Annotated in this window: 16 protein-coding genes and 1 pseudogene; 8 read left to right on the top strand and 9 right to left on the bottom strand. The window is 50.4% G+C overall.

The features are described from left to right. Positions 1–68 precede the first annotated feature (68 nt). Together ACXAG2_RS09845 and ACXAG2_RS09840 are read right to left on the bottom strand one after the other, a co-directional pair. Entirely contained in the window at positions 69–914 is an 846-nt protein-coding gene (locus tag ACXAG2_RS09845; protein ID WP_119499678.1) for a class III extradiol dioxygenase family protein, read from the bottom strand. Continuing rightward, entirely contained in the window at positions 907–1,308 is a 402-nt protein-coding gene (locus ACXAG2_RS09840) for a protocatechuate 3,4-dioxygenase (RefSeq protein ID WP_119499679.1), read from the bottom strand. The genes ACXAG2_RS09845 and ACXAG2_RS09840 overlap by 8 nt, the downstream gene beginning before the upstream one ends. A 105-nt stretch (positions 1,309–1,413) precedes the next feature. Between ACXAG2_RS09840 and ACXAG2_RS09835 the strand changes: the two genes are divergently transcribed. Beyond that, on the top strand, positions 1,414–2,301 hold the full coding sequence (locus ACXAG2_RS09835) for a helix-turn-helix domain-containing protein (RefSeq protein ID WP_474849145.1): 888 nt from the start codon (positions 1,414–1,416) through the stop codon (positions 2,299–2,301). Positions 2,302–2,307: 6 nt separating this feature from the next. On the opposite strand, the pseudogene ACXAG2_RS09830 reads toward ACXAG2_RS09835, so the two are convergent. Both ACXAG2_RS09830 and ACXAG2_RS09825 read right to left on the bottom strand, forming a co-directional pair. Continuing rightward, a pseudogene (locus tag ACXAG2_RS09830) lies at positions 2,308–2,382 on the bottom strand (Ohr subfamily peroxiredoxin); the annotation flags it as partial. A gap of 71 nt (positions 2,383–2,453) precedes the next feature. Then, entirely contained in the window at positions 2,454–4,097 is a 1,644-nt protein-coding gene (locus ACXAG2_RS09825) for a methyl-accepting chemotaxis protein (RefSeq protein ID WP_474866459.1), read from the bottom strand. 268 nt (positions 4,098–4,365) lie between these two features. Between ACXAG2_RS09825 and ACXAG2_RS09820 the strand changes: the two genes are divergently transcribed. Beyond that, positions 4,366–5,652 (top strand): alginate export family protein, encoded by a 1,287-nt coding sequence (locus ACXAG2_RS09820; RefSeq protein ID WP_474866456.1) that lies wholly within the window; start codon positions 4,366–4,368, stop codon positions 5,650–5,652. Between the two features lie 19 nt (positions 5,653–5,671). On the opposite strand, the gene dld is transcribed toward ACXAG2_RS09820, so the two are convergent. Further along, complete coding sequence (gene dld / locus ACXAG2_RS09815; protein WP_474866454.1) at positions 5,672–7,366, bottom strand: D-lactate dehydrogenase; 1,695 nt, start codon at positions 7,364–7,366, stop codon at positions 5,672–5,674. Positions 7,367–7,513: 147 nt separating this feature from the next. Here dld and ACXAG2_RS09810 point away from each other — a divergent pair, with 147 nt between their 5' ends. Both ACXAG2_RS09810 and ACXAG2_RS09805 read left to right on the top strand, forming a co-directional pair. Continuing rightward, positions 7,514–8,173: a tRNA-uridine aminocarboxypropyltransferase gene (locus ACXAG2_RS09810; protein WP_474866877.1), complete on the top strand. Its 660-nt coding sequence runs from the start codon at positions 7,514–7,516 to the stop codon at positions 8,171–8,173. 69 nt (positions 8,174–8,242) lie between these two features. Next, on the top strand, positions 8,243–9,355 hold the full coding sequence (locus ACXAG2_RS09805) for a hypothetical protein (RefSeq protein ID WP_303573449.1): 1,113 nt from the start codon (positions 8,243–8,245) through the stop codon (positions 9,353–9,355). On the opposite strand, the gene ACXAG2_RS09800 is transcribed toward ACXAG2_RS09805, so the two are convergent. After that, entirely contained in the window at positions 9,344–10,324 is a 981-nt protein-coding gene (locus ACXAG2_RS09800; protein ID WP_474866452.1) for a nucleoside hydrolase, read from the bottom strand. The two genes, ACXAG2_RS09805 and ACXAG2_RS09800, sit on opposite strands and share 12 nt — an antisense overlap. A gap of 182 nt (positions 10,325–10,506) precedes the next feature. On the opposite strand from ACXAG2_RS09800, the gene ACXAG2_RS09795 reads away from it, so the two are divergent. The 4 genes from ACXAG2_RS09795 (at position 10,507) to uxuA (ending at position 14,941) form a co-directional block, all read left to right on the top strand. After that, the gene (locus tag ACXAG2_RS09795) at positions 10,507–10,707 is read left to right on the top strand and encodes a DUF1656 domain-containing protein (RefSeq protein WP_119499689.1); all 201 of its coding nucleotides are present in this window, start codon (positions 10,507–10,509) and stop codon (positions 10,705–10,707) included. A 2-nt stretch (positions 10,708–10,709) separates the two neighbouring features. Next, positions 10,710–11,576, top strand: a complete 867-nt coding sequence (locus ACXAG2_RS09790) for an efflux RND transporter periplasmic adaptor subunit (RefSeq protein ID WP_474866449.1) — start codon at positions 10,710–10,712, stop codon at positions 11,574–11,576. 5 nt (positions 11,577–11,581) lie between these two features. Continuing rightward, complete coding sequence (locus ACXAG2_RS09785; RefSeq protein ID WP_474866447.1) at positions 11,582–13,633, top strand: FUSC family protein; 2,052 nt, start codon at positions 11,582–11,584, stop codon at positions 13,631–13,633. Between the two features lie 138 nt (positions 13,634–13,771). Continuing rightward, positions 13,772–14,941, top strand: coding sequence for a mannonate dehydratase (gene uxuA, locus ACXAG2_RS09780; protein WP_474866444.1), 1,170 nt, complete (start codon positions 13,772–13,774; stop codon positions 14,939–14,941). On the opposite strand, the gene ACXAG2_RS09775 is transcribed toward uxuA, so the two are convergent. The 3 genes from ACXAG2_RS09775 to nagA all read right to left on the bottom strand — a co-directional run bounded on the left by ACXAG2_RS09775 (position 14,938) and on the right by nagA (position 18,477). Continuing rightward, complete coding sequence (locus ACXAG2_RS09775; protein WP_474866442.1) at positions 14,938–15,873, bottom strand: LysR family transcriptional regulator; 936 nt, start codon at positions 15,871–15,873, stop codon at positions 14,938–14,940. The genes uxuA and ACXAG2_RS09775 overlap by 4 nt on opposite strands. A gap of 118 nt (positions 15,874–15,991) precedes the next feature. Continuing rightward, positions 15,992–17,314, bottom strand: a complete 1,323-nt coding sequence (locus tag ACXAG2_RS09770; protein ID WP_474866439.1) for a sugar MFS transporter — start codon at positions 17,312–17,314, stop codon at positions 15,992–15,994. Positions 17,315–17,355: 41 nt separating this feature from the next. Then, positions 17,356–18,477 carry an N-acetylglucosamine-6-phosphate deacetylase gene (gene nagA, locus ACXAG2_RS09765; protein ID WP_474866436.1) on the bottom strand — a complete coding sequence of 374 codons (1,122 nt, stop codon included), beginning with the start codon at positions 18,475–18,477 and terminating at the stop codon, positions 17,356–17,358. Position 18,478: the final 1 nt, after the last annotated feature.

The following is an 18,478-nucleotide window of genomic DNA, read 5'->3' as shown; positions in this document are numbered from 1 at the left end:
CTGAGCATAAAAAACCGGAGGCCTGATGCCTCCGGTTAATTAACTAAAGCAAAACATGCCTGAAGTGATTATTCAGGATGGTTGTCCAGCACCATCACGCCCGCGCCGGTATTGGAAATCGGGGCATGGTAGTGCTTGTGCACCACTTCCACGTCGTGGCGTAATGCGCCGCGCATTACCATCCACATGATGGTTTCAATACCTTCAGAGCCTGAGCGGCGCATGATTTCAGTGTTCGAGAGGTCTGCAAACCACTCAGGATCAGTGGCGATTTTATCCATACACTCTAAATCGAATTCCACATCAATGATGCCTGCGCGCTCACCCTGTAGCTGGTGAGACATACCGCCGGTACCCAGAATCACCACGCTGAGATCGTCCGGGAAGCTGGCGATAGCTTTGCCTAAAGCCTGGCCCAGTTTGTAGCAACGGCGGGCGGTCGGTACAGGATGCTGAACGGTATTTACCGCCAGAGGAATGGCCTGAACCGGCCAGATTTCATGGTCGCCGTAAAGCGCGCGGATAGGGTTTACAAAGCCGTGATCGACTTTCATTTCCTGACAGGTACAAATGTCGAATTCCTGCTCTACCAGTGATTCCGCCAGATGCCATGAGAAAGGTGCGTTACCCGTGAAAGGTGCGACAGGCTTCAGGCCCCAGCCCTCGTCGGCATTGAAGTACTGATCAGCACAGCCCAGCGCGAACGTGGGTACTTTGTCGAGGAAGAAATTCAGGCCGTGATCGTTGTAAACCACAATCACGATGTCGGGCTTCTTCTCTTCCAGCCACGCCTTGGCCGGACCGTAGCCGTCAAAGAAGCGTTTCCAGTAAGGCTCCTGCGTTAAATTATTGGATATTGCAGCGCCCACTGCCGGAATATGTGAGCTGGTGATACCGCCTAAAAGCTTAGCCATTCCAGTAGTCTCCTTTTGCCTTAATCAGTTCATCGAGCTTTTCGGCCCGTTTTTGTAAATTCGCGATAAATTCTTCAGTCGTAATGCCCTGAAACGCCGCGCCGGCATCCTGTACTGATGTGCCACGGGGAATCGCCATTTTGGCCATGAAGTAAATGTTTGCACCCATACGCAGCATGCCGAGAAAATCCTGATTCACTACGGCATCTTTATATTTGTCTTTCACACCCATTTTGTCGCAGTAAGCGGCCGGGTCCTGATCAAACTCAAGGCGGTTGGCTTCTTCATTAAAAGAAAACAGTAACTTGTTTAACGCATAGGCCGGGTTGGCTGCGCGTCCGTCGAACACATAAGTGCCCGGAATATCGTCATAATCTTTGGGTTGCCAGCTCATTGTGAAACCTCTGTTAACATTGTTTATTGTATTTTATATAGATTGAATGCATAGTTAATGCATAAAAAAGGTGCTTAATTGTCAATTTTGTAGAAAGTGAAAATTATGTTGAATTCTTTGGACGCGGTGGATTTCTATGGTGATGACGAACAGGTGGAACACAGACACATTCTGTACTGTGAGCCGCTGACCACACGCAGTGAACGCCACGACTGGATGATTCAGCCTCACCGTCACAGGGATTTGCACCAGATTTTTTTCGTCGTCAAAGGGGGCGGGCAAGTTCAGCTGGATGAGCAGCAATTAGCTGTATCCGCGCCGGTATTATTGTCTATTCCTGAAGGCCACATGCACGGTTTTCAGTGGGAACCCGGGTCTGAAGGATTTGTACTGTCAATTGTGTCTGCGGCGATTTCTGAAATCTCACCGGGAGCCTATCAGGCTGCGTTTCAGGAAGGCGCTATTTTGCAGGATATTCCGGCGCAAACCTGCGAAGATTTGCAGCTTATTTGCAAACAACTGAAGCGGGAGGCCGACGGCCACGGGCAATTTGAAGAACAAATGACCATCGCACTTTTAAGGCAGATGGTTGTGCATATTGCCAGGTGTACATCGCAACATGAAGATGTGCCCGGTCAGTATTCCAAGGCGGAAAGAAAGTTTCTGCAGTTTAAAGCGCTGATCGCCCAGTTCGGCACAACGCATCACCAGGTGGGATGGTATGCAGGAAAAATCGGCGTATCAGCGGCGCACTTAAATCAGCTTTGCCAGCAACATGCGTCCGTGAATGCATTGTCGATGATCCACCGGCATCTGCTGGTGGAAGCCAAGCGTCACCTGATGTTCGCCGATTTCAGTATTACTTCAATCGCCTACCGCATTGGCTTTAAAGATCCGGCGCACTTTACCAAGTTTTTTACCAAAAAGGCCGGGTTGTCACCGCTGAAATTCAGACAGGAAACCCGTGATAAAGCGTCGCCGGAAACAGCGTAAGCCGTATTATACTACCGTGATGTCCACTTCAATGTTGCCACGGGTAGCATTGGAGTACGGGCACACCTGGTGTGCTTTGTCTGCTTAACAAACGCTGACGAAGCCCGCCAGCTGGTCACACTCATTGATAAGTTACAGGGCTGTTTTCAGTCCTAAACTTTAAAGCGGTTCACGTTACCGTCGATATTGCGGGATACATCACTGACCCGCTGACTGGCGGCACCGGCCTGTTCAACGGTTGCGATAACCTGCTGACTCAGCGTGTTCAGCGATGATACGGTTTCATTCAGGTTCATCACTACCTGGCTTTGCTCTTCCGTGGCGGTGGCAATCTGATAGATACGGTCGTTGGCACCGGTGACCGACGACGATACTTTATTCAGTTTTTCATTCAGCGACGTTGAAATCTCTACCACTTCCGCCATCTGTGACGAGCCCGACTCAATAGCCGATACAGCCTCAGACACCCCTTTGTTAAGATTCAGCAGCATCTCATTAATGTCTGTGGTGGCCTGTTGGGAACGGTTAGCCAGCGAGCGGACTTCATCAGCAACCACGGCGAAACCGCGACCCTGTTCGCCGGCTCTGGCCGCTTCGATTGCCGCGTTCAGTGCCAGCAGGTTGGTCTGTTCAGAAATGCCGCTGATCACGTCCAGCAGGGAAGAAATTTGTTGTGTTTCTTTTTCCAGCTTCTGAATCACAGAGCTGGCATGAGTGATCGCCTGAGAGGTTTTGGATACCGTTGCTGCGGAGGTAGACACCGCTGCCTGGCTGTCAGCTGCATCTTCATTGGCTGTGCGGGTATCGCTCAGCGCATCCTGTGTATTGTCAGCAACTTCCTTCAGCGCATAGCTGAGTTCGTTAATTGCGGTAGCAATCTGATCAAGGTTGTCACGTTGCTCATGGGAAATGTTTCTGACATCGTCTGACGATGAGCGCATCGAGGCTTCCGCATCTTTCAGTGACACAGCGTCAGCTTTAATCAGCTTGATAAGCCGCTGAAGGTTGTCCATTAACGCATTGAATGCCAGTGCCACGCCGGTGATTTCATCGCGGCCATCTGAACTTAAACGCTGAGTCAGATCGCCTTCGCCTTTACTGATTGAATCAAGCACATCGCGCAACATATTAATGCGGCGGGTAATAAGGCGCGGACCGATAATAATACTTACTGCACAGGCAACAACAGCCAGCACCACAGCAATGATCAGATACACGGTTTGCTGGTTACTGGCTGCAAGACTGTCACGGGTGATTTTGTCTGACTGATTTTTCACTGCTTCGCCAATGCGGTCATAGTTGCCCCGCAAGGCTTCAAACAGTGGCATCCCCTGCTGGTGATAAATGGCGGCAGCTTCCCGTACGTTATTTTGGCGTATTAACGTCATGACCTGTTGATTCAGCCCGATCCAGCTATCAAAATCCTGTCGGAACTGCTTTGCCTCGCTAACCACGTCCGGATAATCTTTCGTGAGTGAAAGCACTTTTGCCATCCGGTCGTTAGCCTGCTGAGCATTCTCTTCGTAATCTTCAATCAGGGTCGCTGCGCCACTGATCCCCAGTTCTTCAGCCAGCATCAGGTCCAGCAGCGCAGAGTGCGCCTGATACAAATCGCGGTCTGCGTTCAATGCCGTACTGATTGATTCTGTGAATGTGGCAGACAGGGTTTCAGTGTTGTGCGCCAGTGAGCGGCTGTTAGAAATGCTTATAAAACTGACTACCAGAATAAGTAGAGCAACAAAGCTGAGTGGCACTGACAGCTTTTGACGAACGGTCATATTTTCGAAGTTGAGCATAACGCCTTCTTTATGTGGTGATTGGCAATGTACAGTTGACAAAGTGTTTTTTCTGATCTCAATTATAAGGTATAGCACCAAACTGTATCAGCATTTCACATTATACTTTATGGTAATCATGAAAATTGTAGTCATACTTTTTATGATTTCAAATACCTAATCTCTCCAAAAGGTGTAGGGCATCTCAGTTTCTCACCATCTATACTTCTCGCATTATATTTCAGGTTCTAATATCTGACCCGGTTCAGATTTCAAAAGGATTAATATTTTGGCCATACGTAAATTTATTCGTCCGGCGCTTATTGCAGCGTTGGGTACTTTACTTGCTCCTCAGGCTCTTGCTCAGGATGTTGAATTTGATTTCAGCGGTTCCTGGAGAATGCGTTACGAATCGTTGAAAAATCCGATTTTTCCGGCCACAGAAGCCCAGCGTACTCAATCCAACGACCGTATTTCTTCACGGGTTTTGTTGAAAGGTGAGGCAAATTACGGTAACTGGAATGCCACCGTGGAAATTCAGGATTCACGGGCATTTTTAGATGACAACGATCCGACGTTGAAATCGTCTCAGGTTAACACCCTTGAACCGCTGCAGTACTTTATCCGCTACAAAGATTTCAACGAGTATGTAAAAGCCATCACCGTTGGCCGTATGGCAGTCGACCATGGCAGTCGCCGTTTGATGGCGAAAGGTGTGTATCGTAATGCCATCAATGCCTTCGACGGTGTGATGGTTGATACCGTCGTCAAAGACTGGGATATCCGCGGATTCTATTTTCTGCCGGTAAGCCGCTTTCCGACGCAATCTCAGATGGTAGAAGATAATAAGCGTGCATTCGATAAGAGCTTCAGTGAGCGTAAGTACTTTGGTCTGTATGCCGTGTCTCCGGATGAGAAATGGAAGATTCAGAATTACTGGTTCAAGGAAAGTGACTCTGAAGAACTGGCGACGAAAAATCGCGACCTTTACACCTTGTCTGTGGATTACTCAGAAAGCTTTGACGGTGACTGGAAAAGCAATATTGAAGTGATTGGGCAAACGGGTACGGCAAGATCGTCTTCATCAGCCAGCGATATTACCGATCTGGATGTGAATGCATGGATGGTGCACGCCCATTTAGGTCAGCAAGTCACAAAGAGCACCTTTTTACGGGCGGAAATTGACTTTGCTACCGGCGACAATGACAGCGCGGACGATGAGATTAACGCCTTTGACGGCCTCTATGGCGTGCGACGTTTCGACTTCGGTCCAACGGATGTGTATCAGAGCTTTAAGCGCAGCAACATTATTGCGCCGGGGTTACGCAGCGTAACCAAAATCGGTGGTGTGCATAACATCATGGTGGGTTATAAAGCCCTGTGGTATCACAAAGTAGAGCAGGGCGAAGAGGACTTCATGGGTAACCAGTTAGAAGTCAGATGGCGTTATCAGGTCATGCCGGAACTGCGTCTTGAGTTTGGCGGTGCCTACCTGATGAAAGGCGATGCTCTTGAGCAGGGTGATTACCCTGATGACTCACAGTTTGCCTACACCGCATTTCTTTATAAGTTCTAAAAAAACAGGCTGTGCATGTTTAACAACATGCACAGTTGCGTTTCGTTTTCTCCATATGACCGATGCCGGGATTGAACGTATTGGTCGGATCCAGTGAGCGGTAGAAGGCTTTCAGGGTAACTTCTGCATCATATAGATGGCCCACGTTGTGTTCTGCCGGGTATTTGGCTCCGCGGTTATCGAGCAGGGCCAGCATCTCTGCTTTTACCTGCTTTGCCTCAGTACCTTTTTTAAGAATGTAGTCCTGATGGAATACATGACAGAAAAAGTGTCCGTAATAGAGTTTCTTCTCAATTTTTGCGTCAAGCTCCGGCGGTAACGTTTCTACCCAGTCCATGTCGTTGCGGCGCAGCGCAATATCCAGTGCGAGGATGTCGCCCACTTCTTTTTCGTGCAGTAACTGATAGCGCAATGCAGCGCCTGCTGCGGCAAACCGGTGCAGGAAGGCGGCAGACGCTTCGTCCGGTGAACAAGCCATATAACTGCCGCCAAGTTCAGCGGCAAAAAATGATGTCAGAAAAGCTTCTGCTTCTTCAATGCCCTCATCACTCATCTTCAGAATGAGGTGATGCTCATACTGGTTCCGGTACTGCATCAGACTGTCGGGCAGATGATTGGGAAACAGCCTGGCGGCAGATTGCATAATGCGGTCTGAAAGAAACGAAGGTAGCCAGGACTGCTTGTTAAGCAGCGCATCAATGCGGCCTTTTGCTGCAAACATTTTAGGCAGCCTGCCGGTGCCCACGTGCTTAACAGCCAGAAAGGTGTCTTTGCCGTAGTCTTTAGCGACATCGAAAATATCACGGTGCATGTACTCTGCGACTTCCGGTAAGTGCGTAAACTCTGCCAGCATGTGCCGGCGCAACTTCGCCAGAAGCGCCGGATCATTCACGCCAATATAAAAGGTTTGTTCTCTTTCGGGTTTGGCAAAGGTATCCAGTCTTACTGCAAATACCGCGAGCTTACCGGCGCAACCACTGGCCTCAAAAAGTTTGCCCGGGTCTGCGTTGTAGCGGGCGGGGGTTGAGGCATCCACATCACGAATTATGTCTGCGTAATCCTGCGCGCTGGCAAACTTACTGTTATCCGTACTGTTCTTATCGAATGTGCCGTTTTCCAGGTTTGTCAGGATCTCTTCAGGCTCTGACCCCAATTCAATGCCGAGGTGATTAACCAGTTGCAGCCTGCCATGTTCATTAACCTGCGCATACAAGGCATATTGGGTGTAGGCAGGACCGCGTTTGATTAGTGCGCCGCCAGAGTTGTTTGCTACACCGCCCACAATGGACGCGCCCAGACAGGATGAACCGATAACGGAATGGGGACTGCGCGAAAGAGGTTTTAACTGATCTTCAAGCTTATGCAGCGTGGCGCCCGGGAAGCTGATGACCTGTTTGCTATCTTCAAGCATGATGAGATCATCCATGGCCAGGGTATTTATCACCACGATTTCCCTGTCGTAATCATCGCCGGACGGGGTAGAGCCTTCCGTCAGTCCGGTTTTTGCAGCCTGCATAATAATGATGCAGTTATTGTTTACACACACTTCCAGCACGCGCCAGAGTGCAACCAGAGTTTGCGGAAATACCACGGCCAGAGCTTTACCTTGCCCTGAACGCCAGCCGGAACGATAGTGTTCGGTAGCGGCAGGATCTGTAGCGATATGTTCGGGGCTCAGCACAGCTTGCAGTTGCGCAACAACCGGGTGCGACATGAAATAACTCCTTTTGAAAAGCAGGCCTGGAAACCTGGTTGAATATATCGCATTTTTACCATGATGGCTTATCGTAACCGGCGCGCTGGTCGGGTAAACTGCGCGCCTTACCTCTTAACAGTGATTTTGGTTTTGCATAATTCAGTTTTGGCACTGCGTATTCAGGAACTGGCTAAATCAACGCGGCCTTTTGTCACGCGGGGTAGTCGCGTAATACGCTGCGAGGGTTGTCTGCTGCCGGCGGTGCACTGTATTTGCGATGCTGTACCGGAACCTGTGGCTGAAAGTGCCTTTCTGTTTCTGATGTATAAAGGCGAATGCTACAAACCGTCGAATACAGGCCGTTTAATCGCTGATGTGGCTAAGTACAATTATGCCTTTACCTGGTCGCGGACAGAACCTCAGCCAGCGTTGCTGGCGCTGTTAAATGACGAACGCTACATGCCGGTAATCATCTTTCCGCATGAGAATGCAGCACCCGAAAGGCGGTTGTATGACGTGCCTGTGCAGGAAGGTAAAACCCCTTTGTTTATCATGCTCGACGGCACGTGGCGTGAAGCCGGCCGCATGTTCCGTAAAAGTGCGTACTTGCAGTCTTTTCCTGTACTGGGCATTCAGCCTGAAGCGCTGTCAGATTACGCCCTCCGCGAAGCTTCGCATGATTTTCAGCTATGCACAGCAGAAGTAGGTATCGAAGTCCTGAAACTGGCGGGCGAAGCACAGGCAGCGGCCAGCCTTAGTACGTATTTCAGTCATTTCCGGAAAAATTACATTATGGGTAAACCCCATATGAGTAACCGTTCGTAGTAAACAAGGATTCGCCACACCGCATTTTTGTGGCAGACTGAAGTTAATGTCGCTGCATGGAAGAAGTTAATGACGCTATATCGCCCGTTGTTCAAGCATATTCGTAATCATTCTGCGCTTTTCAGCGAAATGTCGCAGTATCGTGATCAGGCCGTTCAGGCCCTTGGATTAACTCATTACGCGTTTCACAAAACGCCTAAATTTGTCACTGAAGATGGTCGCAGGCTTACTATTGAGCCGGAACGCAGCATCGTGTTGCCCAACGTACATCATCTCAAAGGAGTGAAAACCAAACTGGCAGAGCAGGTTGCCGGGCTCAGCATGGTGACTCACAGTGAAATCGGCTACCGCTATCCTACCGCTGCACTGGCAGGCCTGGATGCGCCCTTTATTAAACGGATGCGCTCTGAGTATTTTCACCGGGTGGATGAGGATCGCAGTATTTGCCGGCCGGTTAACTTGTCTTATGGCATTAAAAGCCGGGGTAAAGGCGATAACCGCCAGGAATATGAAGTCTGGATGCCCGATGAAGCACCGGAACAAAGTCCGTTACCGTTATTAATTGACCGCTACGGCGAAGACTTACCCGATGATGTGCGGGACTTTGTTGAACAACCTTCCCGCGTACATGGCTGGATGGGGGTAAAACGGGCGGCCTTTGAAGCCCTCTACCAGAACAAAGCGGTGTGCGGTGATTTAGTGATTTGTGTAGCACTCAGTGTCGACGCTTACAATATCGGCGCCCGCCCTGATTTGTCTTATTCACCGGAAGCGGAAAGCTCCATCGCGGTCAGCAATGCTGAACTGGAGTGGGAAATTGAGGGATACTACGCGCCACGGGACTGGAAATTCGATCACGACACAGTGTGGAATGCCATCAACCATACCCTTGAGGCAGTAAACGCGCCGCTGAATGATTTGTACGGTCAGGATGCCATCCCCGTAAATGAAAGTAAGACAGAGCGGATTTTATCCACCTTACAATCCTTAGGCGTAACCACAGAAGAAATTGAGAGCATCAATTTGCAGCCCTGGGAGTTTATGCTGACAGAGAGTGAGTCGCGGGTAAAAAATCACGATCCCAGCAGAACGGTAAATCTGCTCGGACGCCTGAACCGTTTGTTCTATCAACCCGACAGACAGCTGCCGTCACTGAACTGGATGCATGATTTAATCAGCTGAAGTCAGCAACCGTTCTACGAACCATTGCTTAAATGCGTCACGGTCGGCCCATTCTAAGGCGACGTTAACCTGCGGGCCACTGTCTGCCGGTACAGTAAATCCGTCTGGGGTGACAGATAAATGCATGGGCTCAGCGGGTAGCCAGCTGTGGTCGGGAAGGGCAAGGTACACAGCAACGGCGTCGTACATTACCGAACTGCGGGTTGCCAGATAATCAGCATTTTCCCAGGTAACGAGGCCCGCCCAGATGGGGTAGTTCTCAAAAATGACCTCAAGCTGTTTGTCAATGCTGTTTTTCAGTTGCTGATATTGTTCACCGTCGAAAATCATATCGCCGCAGGTATCAAGAGGCGTAATGGTGAAACTGTGTAAGGGCGCGTGAAGCACTTTCCGGAAGGCCGGTACATTGTTTTGCACGTTGTACTCGGCAGAAGGCTCATCACTGTATCCTTTGTAAATACTGCCATGCATGCCCACTATACGCATTTTCGGAGCCAGTTCCGGCGCACGTTCCAGCACGGCAGCAATATTATGCATAGGGCCGGCAACGATAATGGTGACGGGATCTGAAGACTGTTCAAGTAACTTTATAATAGCACCTGCACCGTCTTCGATAATGTCACCCTGGTAATCAGACAGTGCGAAGTCAGCTACCCAGGGCTTGTGAAATTCTGCTTTGCCTTCAAAGCGCTCACCCATTCCAACAGGAATATCTGTTCTTCCTGCTTTTGTCAGAAATTTCGCCGCCACCTGCGCCCGGTAACGGGTATCTTCCGATGCCGTGGTTACCAGTTTCAACTCTAATTCCGGACTTTTTAAAATAAGCGACAGCGCTACCATGTCATCGATATCGCTGCCAATGTCGGTGTCAAAAATTACCGGAACAGGCTCTGCGGCGCGGGTCATATTACTCGGCGCTGCGGTCATTATGAAAAGCACGGTCAACAAGCGTTTTAACACATAAAACATCAAAAGAATCCTTATCTGAAGAGGGGCGAAGCAAAGGCACCCTGATGATATTACAATACGGGCCATATCACCGTAGAAATTAATCCGCTGCAATCAGCCGGATAATCACGATAGGCGAATGATCTTTTCTGCTCTACAATTAATAATCAGAATAAGGACATAGCAAATAATCCGGAGTAACAGTGCTTAGCGAACTTTCCCTTGGCGGCATGCTTTTCAGCCCGATGGTGGTGATGATTCCGCTGGCTTTTCTGTTGTCGTTATTAACCCGTTACGGGTTATATGCCACCGGTTTATATCAAAAATTGTGGAAACCACCCTGGTTCGAGGTCGCGCTGTTTATTTGCTACCTCGCGGCGACGGTGAAAATGTTGGCGGGTTGAACATGGGAAAAGTACTGAGCATCATTGTGACACTTCTGGTTATCGCCGTCGCTGTCTTCTCAGGGCGCTGGGTGTGGGATCATTATCTTTATTCGCCCTGGACCCGGGACGGCCGCGTTCAGGCTGACATCATCACTGTTGCACCGGATGTGTCCGGATGGGTAACAGCCCTGCCGGTGAAAGATAATCAGAAAGTACAAAAGGGCGATGTGATATTCCGCGTTGATGTTAAACGCTATCAGGCTGCGGTAGACGAGTTAAACGCGCAGGTGCACAGTAAACAACTGGCGCTGGATCTTGCGCAGCATGAGTTTACCCGCCGTGAAAAACTCAGAGAGCGTAACAGTATCAGTGCCGAGGAGCTGGAAAGCAGCCGCATCAGTTCCGATATGGCCACAGCTGCACTGGATGTAGCAAAGGCACAGCTTGCCAGTGCGGAAATCGATCTTGAACGGGCAACCGTGACTGCGCCGGTGAGCGGGCGGGTAGTGAACCTGACCCTCCGGGAAGGAAACTACGTGAATCAGGGCACGCCGGTGCTTTCTGTGGTTGCTGATAATACTCTGTACGTTACCGGTTATTTTGAAGAAACAAAGCTTCCTCTCATTCATGAAGGTCAGAAAGCCACTATTCACCTGATGAGCGGCGGCAAAGCGTTGTCGGGCACAGTATCCAGTATTGGACACGCTATTGCCGACACCAATACCTCCACAAACAGCCAGTTGCTTCCCGAAGTGCAGCAAACCTTTAACTGGGTGAGACTGGCCCAGCGTGTACCGGTAGACATTAAACTGGATAAGGTGCCGGAAAATACCCGCCTCGTTGCCGGTATGTCGGCGTCGGTCCGGTTAGCCACAGACGGGGAGTAATCTCGTTGCCTGCTTTCCTGGCTGTCTACCTAAGGCCCTCCCGCGCCTCGTTAATATTTGCCCTGAAAGGGGTTATCTCCATGGCGATGGCAATGTACGTGGCCATGTGGATGGACTTGGAGCGGCCTTACTGGGCGCTGGTCTCTGCGGTTTTTCTGCAGGTACGTCCGGAAGCCGGCATGGTGCTGGAAAAAACCGTTTGTCAGATCCTGGGGACTCTCATTGGCGGTGCCTTCGCCATGGTGGTACTGCATTATTTTCATGCCTATTCAGGGATTTCCCTGTTTTGCCTGGCGCTGTGGACCTGGCTGAATTCCGGTCTGTCATCACTGGTGCGGCGGGTGAACTTTATTTACTTCTTTGCTATGGCCTGCGTCACACCCTGTATTATTATTCTGCTGACCATGGCTACGCCTTCCGCAGTTAGCAGCCAGAGCATTTTTGATATCGCCCAGTCCCGGATCAGTGAGCTTATCGTTGGGTCGGTGTGCGCCATGCTGGTTTCGCTGATTTTATGGCCCCAGCGGGTAGAGAAGGTGCTGGTTGATCATGCCAAAAACACCATTAACCAGACGATGGCTTATCTGTCGGTAGAATTAGATCCTGACGGTTCACACGATGAGCGGCACAAGCACATCGACGATACCCTACAGTCTTTAACGGCGCTGAGTGATGACTCCAGCGCTGTCGTTTTTGAAGGTCCGGACGGGCCGGGGAAATCCCGCGCGGCCACCGTTATCTGTAATAAAATCCTGTCGTTAATTGCCGTGGTACAAATATTCGGCCGGCTGCAACGGAATAATCCGGAATTGCTGTCAGAGAATATGATGTCGCTGCTCACTCAACTGAGAAACGATGTGGGCCTCATTGGCAGCCTGAAAAGTTTCGACGAATGTTATGAGCTGGCACAGAAGCAAAGACGCAAATGGAGCAAGCTTTTCCAGTCTGACCAATTGACCACATTAGAATTCCGTTTGTGCCGTACCGCGCAGGAAATGGTAGCAGATTTAGTGGTCATACTTCGTGCTTACCGGGCACTGGAGCGGGGAGAAAAATCCACCCTTAAAGCCTCAGGTATTAAACCTCACCGCGACTGGCTGGTAGCAGTGACGACAGGCTTTCGCACATGTCTGGTTTTCAGCACCGGCGCATTTTTATGGGTAGGCACAGGTTCACCGGCAGCCATCATGCTGATGATCTTACCGGTAATATTTTCCATCATGTTCGCCAGACTCGCGCCCGTGGTGGTCACCAGGGCCATACGTGGTGTACTTATCGGAGCCTGCTTTGCTATACCTGTAGCCATTTTCTACGCCCTGAACCTGATAGCCGCCAGTAGCGGTGACTTCGCCATTCTGGTGCTTATTTTATCCGGCCCGCTGTTTTTAGGTTTAATGCTGCTGTCGCACCGGGCGTTTCTGCCCTACGGCATCGGCTTTTGCATTCCGTTTGTGATCCTTGTGCAACCGGCCAACGATATGAGTCGCTCACTTTCGGTGGATTACACCACCAGCAGTGCACTGGCGGTCCTCAGTGGCGTGATGATTTTATACTGGATATTTAAGTTATTTGCCGGGCCCGGCGCGAACTGGATCCAGTCACGTTTGCTTTCAGTGACCTATCAGGATTTACTTAAAATTGGCAGTCCCGGTCATGATGAAGACTGGTTCAATGCGCGGATGTGTGACCGGCTTCTGCGACTCACCAGTTACGAGCAAAATATTACTTCAGGTTACCGGACACTAACCGACCTGGGCCTGACAGGCCTGAACCTCGGACATGCTTCTATGCGGATTCGGCGTCTAATGAGTGGCTTGAGTGAGCGCTCACTAACCGATCTTGAACAGGAGTGGCAGCAAGCGCTGGCGGCCTCTTTTCTGGCTGCATCAAAAGGGGATGATACAGACCTTCTTGCCCCGGTAAATAAGCGGATAATCAATACACTCAAAGCGGAAGGTGCGCCGGAAGAAAATCTGGCTCTCATAGACGGTATCTTCACCCGCCTGCATTATTCTTTCCGCCGCACGGCAACCATGATCAAAGAAGCCCGCGCCTAATTCACATATCACTACCAGGTGCCAGATTAAGTTTCATATATAAATATTTTGGTAAGGCCAAATGGTGTTTTTAATTGTCTTTTACTCGCTTATGCAGTAGTCTCTAAATAATTGGCATGACCAAATTTGAGGTTGCAGATGATTGAAACATGGCGCTGGTTCGGACCCGGCGACAGCATTACGCTAGAAAAAATCCGCCAGGCAGGCGCGACCGGTATCGTGACATCGCTGCATGATGTGCCCACCGGTGAAGCCTGGCCACTCGAAACCATAAAATCCCGTAAAGCGATGATCGAAGATGCCGGCATGCAGTGGGATGTTATTGAAAGTATTCCTGTGCATAACGACATTAAAAGTCGTACCGGTAATTATCGTGAGCTTATCGAAAACTATAAAACGTCGGTGCGCAATGCCGGCGCTGCCGGTGTCACGACCGTGTGCTACAACTTTATGCCGGTGGTGGACTGGACCCGCACGAATCTGACTTATCAACTTCCTGACAAAAGTTATGCATTGCGCTTCGAATATTCAGACTTCGCTGCTTACGATGTGTTTGTGATGCAGCGTCAGGGAGCAGAGAATGATTATTCTTCTGATCTGTTGAATAAGGCGAAAGCCCGGTTTGATGCCATGTCTGATGCTGAACGGGAATTGCTGGAGAAAAATATCATTGCCGGATTACCCGGTGGTGAAGGCTCTTATAACCGCGAAGGGATCAGAGATACCATCCAGCAGTTTATCGATCTCGGCGAGGACGGTTTACGGAACAGCCTATTTGAATTCCTTGAAGCAGTCATTCCGGTAGCAGAAGAAGCCGGTGTGAAAATGTGTATTCATCCTGACGATCCGCCGTTTTCTCTTTTTGGCTTGCCCAGAGTGGTGTCTACCCAACAGGATGCAAGGAAGATCCTCGAAGCGGTGCCAAGCCCTGCAAACGGACTCACCATGTGTGCCGGCTCCTACGGTGCCAGAGGCGACAACGACCTTATCGCCATGGTTAACGAGTTTGCAGAGCGGATTTACTTTGTGCATTTACGCAATGTGAAACGGGAAGATGACGGTTCATTTTATGAAGCCGCCCATCTGGACGGCGACAATGATATGGTGGGGCTGGTACAGGCGCTGTTGAAATGCGAGTCCAGTCTGGGGTGTCAAATTCCCATGCGCCCTGATCATGGTCACACATTAAGTGATGAGCAGGACAAAGCGGATTTGAAACCCGGTTATTCCTACCTTGGCCGTCTGAAAGGCCTTGCAGAACTGCGCGGGCTTATTTGCGCCGTGTCCTACATGAATGCAAAGCACTAGTCGATTGCCCAGTACGGCGTATCGCCGTATATCGACAGCATGTAATCAATGAAATGGCGCACGCTTACCGGCGTGTGCTGTGATTTCGGATAGACAAAGTGAATATCCTGTGGTGACTTCCGGATAGCCGGCTTAAACGCATCCAGTACAGAGATCAGTTTTCCTTCCCGCACACTCTCTCCAACCAGCCAGTCCGGGAATAAAACCAGTCCCATTCCTTCCCGAGCAGCCGTCAGTAGCGCTTCCGCATTATTAGACGTCATCAGCGGTACAAATTGTTGTTGTGTCCAGCCCGAATCAGGCTCGTGGAAAAACCACGGGTTAGTCCCGCTGAAACCTTTATACACCAGACACCGGTGCTGTTTTAAATCAGCAGGGGATGTCAGCGGTGTATTGTTCTTAAGATAAGCCGGTGATGCCGCCAGAAAGTAACGCTGTTCGCAGATTTTTCTTGCCCGCAGGGAAGAGTCCGGCAGGGCACCTATGCGGATAATCACATCGGCGTCACCTGCATGAGGATCGATAAACGCATCTGTTAAAGTAAGCTCCACCTGTACATCCGGGAACAGTTCGGAAAACTCCGCCAGAAACGGGGCAACATGATGTTGTCCGAACTGAACCGGTGCATTTATTCGCAGTATGCCGCCCGGTTCGCCATCGAAATCCTGTAAATGCTGCTGCATCTCCATCAAAGATTTTTCGATTTCTGACGTATAGCGAAAGAATATCTTTCCCTGTTCGGTGGGAGCCAGCGAACGGGTGTTGCGATAAAACAGCGGCTGCTCCGTGGCATCTTCCAGTTGCTGAATGGCCCTTGATACCAGAGACGGTGAAACCCCTTTCTGCCTGGCGACGGCTGACAAACTGCGGGCTTCATAAACCGCGATAAATAGCTTGAGAGTACGGAGTGTAACGTGATTCAATAAATTCATTTATGCGTAATATGCAAAAATCTTTTCTGAATTATCGTGTTTTTCGCACATTTAGCAATGGTTAAAATACACTTTTTCAGGAGAAAGGTGCGGAGCCATACAGCTCCGCATTAATAAGTTACCAGTGCTTTATACGGCAACCTTTCAGGGCATAAAACAGAATGAAACCGTAGCAAGGAATGGTCATCCAGTAAGCATTCAGAACACCGTATGCATCAGCAATCGCGCCGAAAACCATTGGCAATACTGCGCCACCCGCAATACCCATGATTAACAGGGCTGAACCACGGGCAGTGAATTTACCCAAGCCTTCCAGTGCCAGTGGCCACACTGCCGGCCAGACAATGGCATTGGCCAGGCCAAGAAGAGCAATACACGCAAGGGGGTCGGGCAGCGTGGTGACACCGGTCCAACCCCAGATAACAGCAGAAATACTGTCACTGGCAGGGTCTGTAAACGGAATGGCAACCGCGAGTAACATGCCCAGTACCGCAGACAGCGTAAGCAACTGATGTTGGGTTAAAACCCGCGGGATCAGTACCAGACCCAGGGTGTAACCTATTACCATAAAGAACATGGTATAGGACGTCAGCCCCAATGCGCCTTCCACGCCAAGCTCAGAGCCGGCAAGCCCGATAGTGTCACCGGCAATGACCTCTACGCCCACATAGAAAAACAACGCCGCCACACCCAGCACCAGTTGGGGAAACTGCAAAATTGAGCCGTTCCTCATGCCGCTGGCATCAAGGCTTTCATCTTCTTTGTCTAAATCCAGCTCAGGCAATCCGGAAAAACGCAGCGCGACTGCCAGTAACAACAGAGCGACAGCCATGCCAATATAAGGTGCTACCAGACTGTCAGCCAGAGACTGAATTTGCGCAGCCCGTTCTGCTTCCGGTAAAGCGGCAATGCTCTGCGCTGTTACGCCGGAGAATTCCCCCAGTACCAATGCGGTAAATACCACCGGTGCCAGCCAGCCTGCGCCTTTATTCAGCAGGCCCATAATCGATATGCGGGCTGCAGCGGTTTCCGAAGGCCCGATTTTTACCAGATACGGGTTGGATGCGGTTTGAAGAATAGTCAGTCCTGAACCTACAATAAATTGTGCGGTGATGAACAGGGCAAAGGTTTGGGTTTCTGCAGCCGGCACAAACAAAAAGCAACCGGCGGCTATCATCACCAGACCCAGCGACATGGCATTGCGGTAACCGGTTTTATTCAACACAAACGACATGGGCAGAGCCATGACGACGTACGCAATGTAAAAGCTGAATGCGATCAGCAGCGCTTCCATGCCCGATAACTGACATACAATTTGCAGAAAAGGGATTAACGCACCGTTCAGCCAGGTAATGAAACCAAACACAAAGAACAAGGTGCCGATAATGGCCATGGGCAGCAATACTGTACTGCCGGAAGAAGAGGTTTTACCTGTTGTCATTATTATTTCCTTCAGATTAAAAGGGAAAGGCCCTGCAAGCCTTACGACATGCAAATCCCGTTACGCCAGACGCGCTGAACCTGCAAGGCGTCGTTTACCGCTATCCAGTTGGCCTGCGAGCCGGTTTGTAATGTGCCGATACTTGATGAAAGCCCAAGAAAATTTGCCGGTGTTGAAGTGGCCATTTTCAGTGTACTTTCCAGCGCAATGTTCAAATCAAAACGGGTATGCTGAATGGCTTCTTCCATGGTCAGCACCGAACCGGCCAGTGTGCCGTCTGCCAGTTTGAGCGTTGGTCCCTGACGCAGCACCTTAATGCCCTGATACATAAAGTGGTCAGCATCGCTGGCCGCCGGGGCCATGGCATCGGTCACCAGCATCAGCTTGTCGTCACCCTTCAGGCGGATGGCCAGAGTGGCACTTACCGGGTGCACATGCTGATGATCAACTATCAGTCCGCAATACACATCATCACGGTATAACGCGCTGCCTACCACGCCGGGTTCCCGGCTGGTAAGGGCAGACATGGCATTGTAAAGGTGTGTTGCACCGGTCGCACCGGCATCAAAGGCTTTAAAACAGGTGTCTGCATCTGCGTTGGTGTGACCGGCCGATACAATTACGCCCGCGTCCACCAGACGGGTGATGTCTTGAGGGGATACGGTTTCCGGCGCAACGGTAAGTAATACCTGGCCTAAGTCTTTGCGGGTGAACAGGGCAAATTCGTCGTCACTCAGGGGGCGGATATGCGCAGCGCTGTGCATGCCCTTTTTCGCAGCAGACAGGTGCGGGCCTTCAAAGTGAACGCCGGGAATGGCGGCAGGGTCGGCCTTATGCGCTTCAGCTATAGCATCCGCACCGGCAGACATGACGGCTATATCGTCGGTGATCAGCGTAGGCATAATACTGCCTGTACCGGTAGTCAGGTATGCGCGTGACATGTGCAACAAAGAATCCGCCACCGGCGCTTCATTAAACTGCACACCACCGCCGCCGTTAACCTGAACATCTACCATGGCCGGCATGATCAGGCCATCCAGTACATCGTGTTGCCCCGGCTCAGCATCAGGTGTCACCGACGCAATGCGCCCGTTTTCCACCGTGAATACCACGTTGCTTTGCAGGCGGTAGCCATCAAAAAATTGTGAAGCAAAATAACCCATG

It is taken from the genome of Alteromonas sp. ABH4_456 (genome assembly GCF_056160645.1).
Note: the sequence above shows the minus strand (reverse complement) of the source record. Positions and strands in the feature narration are given on the sequence as shown.